Source organism: Kitasatospora sp. NPDC048545, assembly GCF_040651155.1.
Classification (GTDB): domain Bacteria; phylum Actinomycetota; class Actinomycetes; order Streptomycetales; family Streptomycetaceae; genus Kitasatospora.
The window spans coordinates 1-11,874 of record NZ_JBEZIQ010000042.1 but is presented as its reverse complement, the minus strand read 5'-3'; the positions used below and the strand labels follow the sequence as shown (position 1 = coordinate 11,874).

10 protein-coding genes and 1 pseudogene are annotated in these 11,874 nt (G+C 75.3%); 6 read left to right on the top strand and 5 right to left on the bottom strand.

Going from position 1 to position 11,874, the window contains the following annotated elements:
* Window positions 1-200: 200 nt before the first annotated feature.
* Together AB0D10_RS31915 and AB0D10_RS31910 are read right to left on the bottom strand one after the other, a co-directional pair.
* Complete coding sequence (locus tag AB0D10_RS31915) at window positions 201-626, bottom strand: hypothetical protein (protein WP_360262441.1); 426 nt, start codon at window positions 624-626, stop codon at window positions 201-203.
* On the bottom strand, window positions 623-880 hold the full coding sequence (locus AB0D10_RS31910; protein WP_360262440.1) for a hypothetical protein: 258 nt from the start codon (window positions 878-880) through the stop codon (window positions 623-625). Before AB0D10_RS31910 ends, AB0D10_RS31915 begins: the two co-directional genes overlap by 4 nt.
* A gap of 421 nt (window positions 881-1,301) precedes the next feature.
* Between AB0D10_RS31910 and AB0D10_RS31905 the strand changes: the two genes are divergently transcribed.
* The 3 genes from AB0D10_RS31905 (at window position 1,302) to AB0D10_RS31895 (ending at window position 3,091) form a co-directional block, all read left to right on the top strand.
* On the top strand, window positions 1,302-1,886 hold the full coding sequence (locus AB0D10_RS31905; RefSeq protein ID WP_360262439.1) for a sigma-70 family RNA polymerase sigma factor: 585 nt from the start codon (window positions 1,302-1,304) through the stop codon (window positions 1,884-1,886).
* A complete protein-coding gene (locus AB0D10_RS31900; protein WP_360262438.1) occupies window positions 1,883-2,641 on the top strand; it encodes an anti-sigma factor in 759 nt (252 codons plus the stop codon). Before AB0D10_RS31905 ends, AB0D10_RS31900 begins: the two co-directional genes overlap by 4 nt.
* 63 nt (window positions 2,642-2,704) lie before the next feature.
* Window positions 2,705-3,091, top strand: coding sequence for a creatininase family protein (locus AB0D10_RS31895; protein ID WP_360262437.1), 387 nt, complete (start codon window positions 2,705-2,707; stop codon window positions 3,089-3,091).
* A gap of 71 nt (window positions 3,092-3,162) precedes the next feature.
* Here the strand turns inward: AB0D10_RS31895 and AB0D10_RS31890 are convergent.
* Window positions 3,163-3,360, bottom strand: a pseudogene (locus AB0D10_RS31890) (antibiotic biosynthesis monooxygenase); the annotation flags it as partial.
* A gap of 225 nt (window positions 3,361-3,585) precedes the next feature.
* Between AB0D10_RS31890 and AB0D10_RS31885 the strand changes: the two are divergent.
* Window positions 3,586-3,711: a hypothetical protein gene (locus AB0D10_RS31885; RefSeq protein ID WP_360262436.1), complete on the top strand. Its 126-nt coding sequence runs from the start codon at window positions 3,586-3,588 to the stop codon at window positions 3,709-3,711.
* A complete protein-coding gene (locus tag AB0D10_RS31880; protein WP_360262435.1) occupies window positions 3,711-4,193 on the top strand; it encodes a hypothetical protein in 483 nt (160 codons plus the stop codon). The genes AB0D10_RS31885 and AB0D10_RS31880 overlap by 1 nt, the downstream gene beginning before the upstream one ends.
* 66 nt (window positions 4,194-4,259) lie before the next feature.
* On the opposite strand, the gene AB0D10_RS31875 is transcribed toward AB0D10_RS31880, so the two are convergent.
* A complete protein-coding gene (locus AB0D10_RS31875) occupies window positions 4,260-4,655 on the bottom strand; it encodes a hypothetical protein (RefSeq protein ID WP_360262434.1) in 396 nt (131 codons plus the stop codon).
* A 276-nt stretch (window positions 4,656-4,931) separates the two neighbouring features.
* Between AB0D10_RS31875 and AB0D10_RS31870 the strand changes: the two genes are divergently transcribed.
* Complete coding sequence (locus tag AB0D10_RS31870) at window positions 4,932-7,964, top strand: BTAD domain-containing putative transcriptional regulator (protein WP_360262433.1); 3,033 nt, start codon at window positions 4,932-4,934, stop codon at window positions 7,962-7,964.
* A 98-nt stretch (window positions 7,965-8,062) separates the two neighbouring features.
* Here AB0D10_RS31870 and AB0D10_RS31865 read toward each other — a convergent pair whose 3' ends face one another.
* Window positions 8,063-11,140, bottom strand: coding sequence for an AAA family ATPase (locus tag AB0D10_RS31865; protein ID WP_360262432.1), 3,078 nt, complete (start codon window positions 11,138-11,140; stop codon window positions 8,063-8,065).
* Between the last annotated feature and the right edge of the window lie 734 nt (window positions 11,141-11,874).

Genomic DNA, 11,874 nt, shown 5'->3' with positions numbered 1-11,874 from the left:
CTTCACCCGCAGGAGTGGCAGTCCTCGAACGCGCGAACGCGCGAACGCACGGACGGTCGGACGGGAGGGAACGCGGGCGGAGGGGGCCGACGGGCCGACAGGCGAACGGGCGGTCCCGCCGTGCAGCGCGGCGGCGGGACCGCCCACCGGTGTCCGACCGCCGCCGGTGCGGCGGGAGACCGGCTGGGGGAGGGAGGTGGTCAGTCGAGCGCGCCGCACAGGGCGGGGGCGGTGGCTTCCTGGGGCAGCGCGGGGTTCAGCTCGCTGGGCCCGAGGACGCCGTCGTACCTGCCGTTGTGGTTGTAGTCGATCCCGTGGATCACCACGACGGCGTTGTCCGCCCGGACCTGCTGGGCGACGACGCTGGTGAGCTGGATGGTGCGGGAGTAGTGGAACGTCCCGGTGGAGGGGAAGCGGTCGACGGCCAGGGCGCTGGCCGGGCTGGTGTCGCCGGTGGTGGTCAGGGAGGTGCCGATCGGCCCGTAGGCGGGCAGGCCGTCGGTGGTGCTGATCGCGGGGTGGCCGTTGTGGAGCGTGGCGGCGTCCGCGGTGGGGCACTCGCCGCCGCCCTTGACGTGGATGTGCATGGCGTGGGGGGCGCCGTCGAGCAGCCCGCCGGCGTTCACCGTGACCCTGGCGGTGTCGTCGCTGTTGAGTACGACGGTGGCGGTTCCGGCCCGGCGACGTGGTTGTCCGGCACCGGCAGCAGGATCGCGAGGGTGAACCGGGAGTGCTGCGGCGACAGGTACGGCGAGGCGGCGAAGGCACCGGCGGCCTGCGGGCCGTCATCGGTGCCGGGTCCGCCGTGGGCGGCGGCCGGCAGTGCGCCGACGCCGGGCAGGAGGGCGGTCAGGACGGGTGCGAGGAGTCTGACTTTCATGACGATCGGTCCTTCCGGCGATCGGTCTTGGTGATGATCGGTCTTCGTGGTGATCGTTCATTCGTGGCGATCGGTCCGTGCGGGGGATCTCCGCGGTCCGTTCGGCGCCGCACGTGGAGCGGGGCGGCACACCCGGGCAGTACGCATTCGAACGACATGGGCCCGGCCGGTGCGCTCCCGGACGTGAACCGCTCGTCCCACCAGGGATTCGCACTCCGCACCCGGGCGGATCGGTGGCGCGAAAAGAGCGGAAACGGCGGGCAATCCGGTCCGTGAGCGGCTCCGAATGCGGGATGTCAGCTGGTTCTGTTGGCCCCGGCGGGAACCCCGTGTCCCGGCCGTGGGTCGTGGGGAGGCCCGTGATGTCCGCCGTCCGTTCGTGGGGCCCACCGCCCGCCCGCCGTGCCGACGGAGTGGTCGGATGAACGCCGTCGTCCACCTGTCCGGCCCTGCCCGTCCGGGCCCGGACCTGAAGGAACTCCTCACCCGGGTTGCCCTGGGGGACCAGGACGCGTTCTCACGGCTGTACGACGCGGTGGCCGGACCGGTGCTGGGGCTGGTGCGGCGGGTCCTGCGGGATCCGGCGCAGTCCGAGGAGGTCGCCCAGGAGGTGCTGCTGGAGGTGTGGCGCACCGCGGCCCGCTACCGGGCCGAACGCGGCGAGGTGATGCCGTGGGTGCTGACCATCGCCCACCGGCGCGCCGTGGACCGAGTCCGGTCGGCGCAGGCCGCGGCCGACCGGGACCGGCGCGCCGCCGGGGCCTCCCACACCCCGGCGTTCGACGAGGTCGCCGAGCAGGTCGAGAGCAGGCTGGAACGCGAGCAGGTCCGGCGGTGCATGAGGATGCTGACCGAACTGCAGCGGGAGTCGCTGACGCTCGCGTACTACCGCGGGTACACCTACCCGCAGGTCGCCGAGGTTCTCGGCGTCCCGCTGGGCACGATCAAGACCCGCATGCGCGACGGGCTGATCCGGCTGCGCGACTGCCTGGGGGTGGGAGCATGAACGTCACAGACCCGCACACCCTGACCGGCGCGTACGCCGCGCACGCCCTCGACCCCGACGAGAACGCCGAGTTCGAACGCCACCTGGCCGGCTGCCCGTCCTGTGCCCAGGAGGTGGCCGAGTTCGCGGCGACCCTGGCCAAACTCGGCACCGCGCAGTCGGAGGTGCCGCCGCAGACCCTGAAGGCGAACGTGATGGCGGCCCTGCCGACCATCCGCCAGGAAGCCCCGCACACCACGCCCGCCCCCGGACAGGGGCCGTCCCGCCCCGGGCGACGGGCACCCCGGTGGACGAAACTGGCGCTGGCCGCCTGCCTGGCCCTCGCGGCCTCGGCCGGCGGTATCGCCGTCCAGCAGCACCACCGGGCCGACCAGGCCAGGGCCCGGGCAGCCGCCCTCCAGGTCCAGCAGGACCGGGTCACCGACCTGCTGACCGCACCCGACGCCCGGACGACCACCGGCAGTACCTCCGGGGGTGCCGCCGGCGGCGTGGGCACCGCGGTGTGGTCCCACAGCCGAGGCCAGGCCGCCTTCCTCGCCTCCGGCCTGCCGGCGCCGGCCGCCGGCACCACCTACCAACTGTGGTTCAACGACTCCGGCACCATGCGCCCCGCCGGACTGCTCCCCGGCGGGAACGGCGCACGACTGCTGTCCGGACCGCTGGACGGGGCGGTGGGCATCGGCGTCACGGTGGAACCCGCGGGCGGATCGCCGCACCCCACCTCGGCACCGGTGCTGCTGCTGCCGTTCACCTGAGCACGGTGCCGAGCCGCAGGCGGATGCGGCCCGGCACCGTCCGGCGGAAACCGGGCCGTGATCATGGCATCCGGCCGCACCGAAGTCGTCGTCCCCGTCCGACTGTTCTTCAACTCCCCTGGTCAAGAATCGAACCGGCCATCCGTGCACAGACATGCCGAGGAGCCCGATACCATCGGCATCGGGTTCCGACCCACCGGACCACCGCTCTCCCGCCAAGGTTCCGGGGTGGTCCGGCACGGCGCCCCGGAGCTCATCCGCGAGGGAATCGCGCAGGACGACCACTCCGCTCCGGAGCGCCCGTACCTCCTCACGCTCGGAATGGCCGGCTACACGAAGAACGGCATCATCGGACATCCGTCCCTCGGAACGGCGGCGAAGGGCAAGGCCCTCCTCGACAGCCTGTCCCAGTCAGCCGCCGCTCACCTCTCCCTCATCGCGGGCGGCTGAGCCAGCACTTCGGGCCCTGCCCCGTCAGGGGAAGGGCCCGAAGGAAGAGAAGGAGCAGTGACCGAGCAGACTCAGGCGTTCTTGGGGCCGGCTGACTGGACGACGTCGAAGGACCAGAGGGTGGAGCCGCAGGCGGCGGGACGCTTGAGAGCCTCACCCTCACCACCGTTCTGGTGGGCCGACTTCATCGGACCCTCCATCCAGGCCTGGAACGACTCCTCGTCACGCCAGCGCGTGTAGACGAGGTAGTCGTCGGTGCCCTCGACCGGGCTGCGGAATTCGGCCCCTTACGTAGGGTGGCCTCCGGTGTGCCGCATCGACACCCGTGCTCCAGGCGGGCTTCGCCGCAGGGGTGAGGTCGAGGGGGTGGGGGATCGGGCGTGGGGGCGTCAGCGGGGAACGGTGGTGGTTCCGGCGCCATCTCCGCGCAGAGCGTCCAGCCGGCCGGAGGCGATGACTTCACCGGCCCCGACCCTCCCGATCTCCGTGGTGCCGTGCTCAAGGGAACCGGGCTCGCCCGGGGCATCCGGCTCGCGGCCGGAGACGTCATGAACGGCCTTGGTGACCTCGCCGCAGCACCCGTCGAGCGCCAGCTGGCCTACCACCCGCGGAGCAGGTGATGAACGGGACGACGACCGGCCGGGTCCACGGGGTCGAACTCGGTCTCGGCCTGATCGGCATCGGCCGTCCCTGGCCGACCCCGGATGCCGCCAGGTGCCCGGTCGAGCAGGCCAGGGCGCTGCTGGACCGGGCGATCGAGTTGGGCATCCGGGTCTTCGACACTGTCCAGTTCCCGGCGAACGCCGCCCACACCGGCTTCGGTGCCGTCTTCGCCGAAGCGGAGCGCTCCCACCTGCCCGTGCTCGACCGGCCGATGGCCTCCGGTGGGGTTGCCGGTACCGGCAACCCCTTCGCCTACCACACGGCTTCCTTCCGGTGCGCGGTGGTCCTCACCGGCACCACGAAGGTGGGCCACCTCGAAGCGAACGCGGAGGCGTTCGCCTCCGCCGTGGCTGTGGTGGAGGGGACGGGGACGGAGACGGCGGAGGGGCCGCCTCCAGCGAGGAGTCCGGAACGAGCGCTGCCGTCGGGGAGGCACTGACCGTCGGTACGGCGGCCGCGTGAAGAGGCCACCTGGTCCGGTCCGGTCCGGTCCGGGCGGGGCCGGTCAGGCCAGGGCGTCGAGGAGGCGGTTGAGTTCGGGGTACCAGGCCCGGCAGACGTTCAGGCGGGTCGCGTTGCGGTCGCCGGGCAGCACGAAGCCGAAGTGGCTCCACAGCAGGCCGCGCCGGAGGGGGACGAGCCGCCTGGCCACGTCCGGGAGCGGGACGCGGTGGGCCAGGCCCTGCGGGCGCACCCGGATCGGGTCGACGTCGTGGAAGGCCAGCGAGCGGTCGGTGAGGGTGACGAAGCAGTCGTTGTTGTCGAAGACGCCGATCAGTGCGTACCGGTACGGGCTGCCCCCGCGCAGGACGCCCACGGTGGCCACCGGCTGCTCGCCCGGGAGGTCCCGGGCGACCGCCTCCGCCACCTGTTTCACCATCGTCGACTTGCGCAGGGCCATCCGCTGCTCTCCTCCTCGGTGCCGGCGTGCGCCGGCCGGTCGGGTTCCGGTCTGCGGGGAGCAGGCCTCGTGGTGACGCTACGAACCGTCCGGGCCGCGGGGCACGACGGGGCGCACCGAAGGCTTTGGGCCCCGGCACCGTGAGCACCCGGGGCCGGGCGCCACTCCGGTGGGGGACAATGGGGGCTCGCTGCGGCCGGGCCGCCCGGCGCGTCGGCCACCCGCTGCCCCGGCCGGCACCGTGGACGGGGCAGTACGGAACGGTGGAGCGAGGACATGGGCGGACTGCGGATCGCGGTACTGGGGCCGCTCCGCGCGTGGCGCGGCGAACGGGAGCTGGACACCGGCCCGGCGCAGCGGCGCGCCGTCCTGGCGGCCCTGGCGCTGCGCTCCGGCAGGGTCGCCACCGCTGAGGACCTGGTGCGGGACGTGTGGGGCGCGGAGCCGTCGGCCAGCGCCCCGGCGGCCCTGCGCAACCACGTCTCGCGGCTGCGTGCCGCCCTGGAACCGGAGCCGTCCACCCCGAGGGCCCTGCTCTCGCGGGCCGGCGGCTACGCGCTGCACCTGGAGGACGGGGCGCTGGACCTCGCCGAGGCGCAGCGGCTGCGGGCCGAGGCGGAGGCCGCCGAGGCGCGTGGCGAGGCGGAGGCGGCGCTGCGGCTGACCGGCCGGGCGCTCGGCCTGTGGCAGGGGGTGCCACTGACCGGTGTCCCGGGCGACGGCGCGCAGCGGCACCGCGACCGGCTGACGGAGTACCGGCTGGCGCTGACGGAGGCGCGGCTGGAGCTGGAGCTGCGCCTGGGCCGGCACGCCCCGGCGGTCGCGGAGCTCACCGCACTCGCGGACGAGCACCCGCTGCGTGAGCGCCTGCGGGAACTGCAGATGCTGGCGCTGTACCGGTGCGGCCGGCAGGGGGAGGCCCTGGCGGCCTTCGCCGGGGCCCGGGCGGTGCTCACCGAGGAGCTGGGGGTCGATCCCGGGGCGGGCCTGGCGCGTCTGCACCAGCGGATCCTGACCGCCGATCCGGCGTTGGACGCGGACCTGGCCGGGGCTGCCGGGGCGGCGGGGTCGGTGAGTTCGGTGGGTGCGCTGGGTGCGGTCGGCCCGCTCGGTCCCGTCGGTGGGGGCGGTCCCGTCGGTGGAGCCGGTTCGGTCGGTGGGGAGGGTCGCGAGTCGGGTACACGGCCGGTCGAGGGCGACCGGCGGATCTGGCCTCGTCCGGCCCAACTCCCACCTGACGTACCGGACTTCACTGCCCGTACGGAGGACGTCGCGGCGCTGCTGCGGGCCCTGGGCGGCGGCGGACACGAGCCCCGGACCGTATCGGCCGCACCGACCGCACCGACTGCACCGACTGCACCGACCGCACCGACCGCACCGACCGTCTGGACGGTCCACGGGATGGGCGGCGTCGGCAAGACCACCCTCGCCGTGCACGCGGCCCACACCGCGCGCGAGCGGTTCCCCGACGGCCAGCTGTACGCCGACCTGCGGGGCGCCGGTGCCGAGGCCGCCGATCCGTACGACGTCCAGGAGGTGTTCCTGCGCGCGCTGGGCGTCGCCTCCGAGCACATCCCTGCGGACCGCGCCGAGCGCACCGCGCTCTACCGTTCGCGGCTGGCCGGCCGCACCCTCCTCGTCCTCCTCGACAACGCGGCCGGGACCGAACAGGTCAGCCCCCTGCTGCCGGGCACGCCCGGGTGCGCCGTCCTGATCACCAGCCGGGCGCCGCTGGCCTGTCTGCCGACGACCGGCCGCACCGCGCTGGAGCCGCTCAGCGAAGCGGAGGCGACCGGTCTGCTGGAGCGGCTCGCCGGCGCCGAGCGGTGCCGCCGGGATCCGGACGCCACCCGTGACCTGGTGCGCGCCAGCGGCATGCTGCCCCTGGCCGTCCGCATCATCGGCAGCCGCCTGGCCGCCCGGCCGCGCTGGAGCACGGTGTTCCTCGCGGAGCGGCTGGAGGACCGGCGATGGCGGCTGGGCGAACTGGAGACCGGCAGCCTCGCCGTGGAACCGGTCTTCGACCTCGGCTACTCGGCGCTGGAACCCGACCATGCCCGCGCCTTCCGCCTGCTTGCGATCCCCGAGGTCCCCGACCTGTCCGTGGCCGCCGCCGCGGCCGTCCTGGAGTGCGGCCCGCGCGCGGCCGAGGCGGTGCTCGACGAACTCGCCCACGCCGGACTGCTGGAACCCGCCGAACCCGGTCGCTACCGCTACCACGACCTGCTGCGCCTGTTCGCCCGGCACCGCACGCTGGAGGCCGACACCTCGCCGGAGCGCCAGGGCGTGCTCAGCCGGATCGCCCGCTTCCACCTCGCCGGGACGGCCGCCGCCGTCCACGCGGAGTGGCCGCACAGCCGCCTGCGCCGTGCCGTCGACCCGACCACCGGCTCCACGGGTCCGGCGTTCACCGACGAGGCCCGCGCCCAGCAGTGGGTGATCAACGAGCTCCCGGCGATCCTCGCGGTCGCCGCCCAGATCCTCGACCACCCCTACCGGCCGGTGAGCGCCGAGGACACGGCAACGCTCGCCGGCCTGCTGGCGCTGCTCACCGGCTACCCCGACCTGTCCGTGCCCTGGCCCGCCCTGGACGCCGCCGCCCGCACACTGACCGAAGCCGGCGAGCGCCACGGCGACCGCGCGGCCGTCATGTACGGCTGCGCGGTGGCGGCCGTCGCCTGCGCGCACACCGGTCGCCACGAACAGGCGCGGACCCTGGCCCGCCGCGCCCACGAGGCGCCGTCCCCGCCCGGCCCCGACATGTCCCACCGGATGCTGCACGTCAGGGGGCTGGTGGCGGGCAGCCGCCCGGACGGCCTCACCGAGGCCCTGACCCACAACCGCCGCGCCCGCGACCTCTCCCGCGCGGCCGGGGACATCAGCATGGCCGCCCGCTGCGCCCTCGAACTCGCCCCGGCCCACCTCGCCCTCGGCCGGCCCGACGAGGCACTGGAAGCCGCCCGCGACGCGCTCGACGGCTGCCGCGAGGCCGAGAGCCCGGCCGGTGTCGTCGTCGCCCAGCGGTCCCTCGCCGAAGCACTGGCCGCCCTCGGCCGCCACGACGAGGCGCGCACGGAGTACCGGGCCGCCCTCGAACTGTGCGAGGCACGCGGACTGCGCACCCAGCACGCCCGCACCCTGCTCTCCCGCGCGGCCGCCCTCGCCGGTACGGACCGTCCGGGCGAGGCCGAGGACTTCGCGGCCCTGGCACTGGCCGCCGCCGTAAGGCTCGGTGACGCCCCGGGCGAGGAACGGGCGCGCGCCCTGCTGGCCCGGGCCACGGGCGGGGCGGCGCCGGCCGAGGGTTGATCCGGCGGCCCCGGCGGCCCCGGCGTTGCCGGCGTTGCCGCACCTCCGACCTGGACACCCGCCGACCGGGACACCCGCCGCCCGGGACACCCGCCGGCCTAGACACCCGCCGGCCGGGGAAGTCCCCGGGGTGTGCCCGGGCAGGGGCCGAGGACCGTAGGGGCGGGCTGCTCCCCGGAGCCCGCCAGCGCGGCCGTCAGTCCGCTGCGGCCGTCGATGGCGAGTTTGCCGTAGACGTTCGTGAGGTGGACCTCGACGGTGCGCAGGCCGACGAAGAGGCGCTGGGCGATCTCACGGTTGGTCAGGCCGAGGGCGGCGAGGTCGGCGACGCGCCGCTCGGAGGGGGTGAGGGCGGCGACCCCGTGGAAGGTCCGGGTGCGCGGGCGGTCCCCGACCGCCCGGAGTTCGGCGAGGACCAGGTCGCCGAGCACGGTCGCGCCGCACTCGTCGGCGAGGCTGGCGGCCCGCTGCAGGAAGCCGCGCGCCTCGGGCAGCCGGCCGGCCTTGCGGGCCAGGATCCCGCAGTCGGCCAGCGCCTGGGCGTGCCGCAGGCGCGCGGGTGACCGTTCCAGGAGCGCGACGGCCTCGCGGAGCAGTTCCAGCCCCTCCGGGCCGCCGACGACGAGTCCCATGCCGTGCAGGGCCGTGCCCACTGTCTCCGGGACGCCCCACAGCCGGGCGAGCCGGACCTCCTCGGCGGCCAGTGAGCGGGCGCCCGCGCCGCGCCGCAGCGCGGCCTGCACCAGCGCGGCCTCGGAACGCCAGGAGTGGAAGGCCGGTCCGGCCATGCCCCGGGCGTAGGCCCGCTTGCCGCAGTGCAGGAAGTCGGCCAAGGCCTCCTCCAACCGGCCCTGGGCCACCCGCAGGCGTCCGCGCACCATCAGCACGTGGTCGTTGACCCAGTTGGGGCTCAGTGTGCCGTCCAGACCGGCGCGGGTCAGCAGCAGCTCGGCGTCGTCGGCCCGGCCCCGCCGCACCAGGGAGTCCATCGCGGTCGTCGTCGCGAAGACGGCGAAGCTGTGCGCGGGCCCGATGCCGATCCCCCGCAGCTCCGCCAGTGCCGACCGCGCATCCGCGTGGCTCTCCGTCAGGCGCCCCAGACGGGCCGCCATGTGCGCCCGTACGCTGAGCGCCTGGACCCGTCCGAGGACGGAGCCGCGGGCGTGCGCCCGGTCCACGGCGGCGTCGGCGAGCTCCAGCGCCGCCTCCGTCCGCCCGGCGGCCCGTAGGGCGATCAGGGCGTCGTAGTAGACGACGGACTCGTCGGACAGCGGGTCGGCCCCCTGGCCCAGGGCCAGTTCGGCGAGGGTCACCACCTCCTGCGGACAGCGGCCGACCATGGCTTCGCGCAGGCTCAGCAGCGCCGCCAGCGGCCGCCGGACCCTGGGGTCTCCGGTGTCGAGGACGTTCAGCTCCAGCAGCCGCCGTACGGTCTGCGGCCCATTGGCCGCGTTCGTCAGGTCGATGTGGAGGCGGTCGATCTCCAGCCGCATCGCCTGGTCGGGGTCCTCCTCCCGGATCTGCTCACCGGCCTGCCGCAGCACCTCCACGGCGTCGGGGTGGCGGTCCAGGGCGAGCAGCGCGCCGGCCAGCCTGCGGGCCACCTCGGCCCGTTCGCCCGGTTCCCGGCACAGCCGCAGGCTGTGCTCCAGGCTGCGCACCGCCACCGGGACGCTGGAGGCGAGCTCCAGCCGCCCCAGCGTGCCCAGCAGCCCGGCGAGCTCCTCCCCGGGCACGTCCTCCCGCAGGGCGCGCCGCACGTAGGCCGCGGCCCGCGCCGGATTGCCCCGTTCGCCCGCTCGCTCGGCGGCCAGGGCCAGCACCCGCGACGCCCACGGCTCGCCCGGCGGCCCGGGCAGGAGGTGGGCGGCGATCCGTTCGGCCGGGGCACCGTGCGCGTGCAGGAACCGGGCCGCCCGGGCGTGGAGGTCCATCCGCCGGCTGGGCAGGACGGTGGACGCGACGGCGGCGGCGACGGCCTCGAACCGGAAGGCCACCCCGGCCCGGGGACCGGCAGCGACCCCGGACCCGGCCTCGGGCTCGGGATCGGACCCGGAATCGGACCCGGAATCGGATCCGGGACCGGGCTCGGAGTCGGTACCGGTTCGGGACTCGGTGCCGGCACCGGTCCGCTGCAGACAGCCGGACCGGACGAGCCCGTGCACGGCGTCCTCGACCTCGGGTTCGGTGAGCCCGGTCACCTCGGCCAGCAGGTCGGTGCCCGGCTCGCCACCGAGAACGGCGACGGCCGCGACGGTGGCCGCCGCGTGCGGCGCGAGCGCCGCCGTCCGGGCGAGGACGGCCGGGCCCAGGTCGGCCGGGACGTGCTCGGCGATCCGTGTGGCCAAGGACGCCCCGGGGTCGTGCTGCCCGGCCTCGCGGAGCCCGCGCAGGACGGCCCGGAGCAGAAGCGGATTGCCGCCGGTCGCCTCGCGGCAGGCGGCCGCCATGGAGCGGTCGGCGGGCCGGCCGAGGGACTCCTCGGCCAGCGCCCCGACCGCCTCCTCGCCCAGGGCGCCCAGCGTCACCCGGTGGCCGAACAGCGGCAGGACGTCGGCGAGGGCTCCGGCGTTCGGGTGAGTTCCCTCCTCGCCGAGCACGGCGAGCACGACCAGGGGCAGGTCGGCGCCGCGGCACAGCAGGTAGCGCAGCCAGCGCAGGGAGCCGGGGTCGGCCCGCTGGAGGTCGTCGACGGCCAGCACCAGACGGCCGTGCCCGGCGAGCCGGGCTACGTGCCGGTAGGACGCGCTGAGCAGCGCTGCCTCCGCCTCTGTGGCCGTCGCCGCTGTTGTTGCTGTTGTTGCTGTGGTCGCTGTGGTCGCTGTTCTCGTCATCGTCATCGTCGCCGTCGGTGCGGCAGCGGGCAGATCGGGACCGGGCGGGGCGCCGGGGCTCTCGAAGAGCTGACGGACCATGGCGAACGGCGCCTCCCGCTCCAGCGGGTCGACCGAGGCCGACAGCACGAGGACGTCCTGCTGCCGGCGGGCCCGGGACAGCACCTCGCGCAGCAGCGCCGTCTTCCCGATGCCCCAGTCGCCGCGGAGCAGCACGGAGACACAGCCCTCGCCGGGGGCCGCGAGCAGTTCCCGCAGCGCGTGCGACTCGCGTTCCCGTCCGTGCAGGGCGGGGCGGCTGCCCGCTCCCGCGAGATCGATCACCGTGGGTATCGCTGCCATGTGCATCAGGACTGTCCGTCGTCGAAGCGATCCGCGGCCCCGGCCGACAGGTGTCGGGACCGGGGGAGGGAAGCCCCGCGGGGTGGAACCTGAGCGGCCGGCCGCTCGCCCGCCGATTCTCGCGCGCGCGTGTCATCGGCGCGTAAGCGTCCTGTCATCGCGGGGGCCGGGGGCCCGGGGGCCCGGGGGCCCGGGGGTCCGGGGGGATCAACGGGGATCGACGGGCGGGGGCTGACGGTGGGGACCAGCGGCGGGCTTCGACACCGGGTGGCCGGGCCAGACCTTTCGGTACCGGCCGTCATGTCCCGGCGGCGGTACCCGGCCTAGGTTGGCCGTGGCCGGTGGCGTGCTGCCCGGCTGTTCCGTGCGGTGGGCCCGGATCCGCCTCCGTCGGTCGACGCGGCGTCGTCCGCGCACCGAGAACCACCGCACCGAGAACCACCGCTTTGCGGAGCCTCCCGTACCGAGTGCCCACCGCACCCGTACCGAGTGCCCACCGCACCGCCGAACACGCCACGACCGAACCACTGCACGACGAACCACCGCAGTACCGAACCACCGCAGTACCGAACCACCGCGTCCCCGAACCACCGCACCATCCCGGCGCCGTCCGGACCCGCATCACCACGAGGAGAGAACCGTTGAGCAACGAGAGCCTGGCCAACCTGCTCAAGGAGGAGCGGCGCTTCGCCCCGCCGGCAGAGCTCGCCGCAGCCGCCAACGTCACCGCGGAC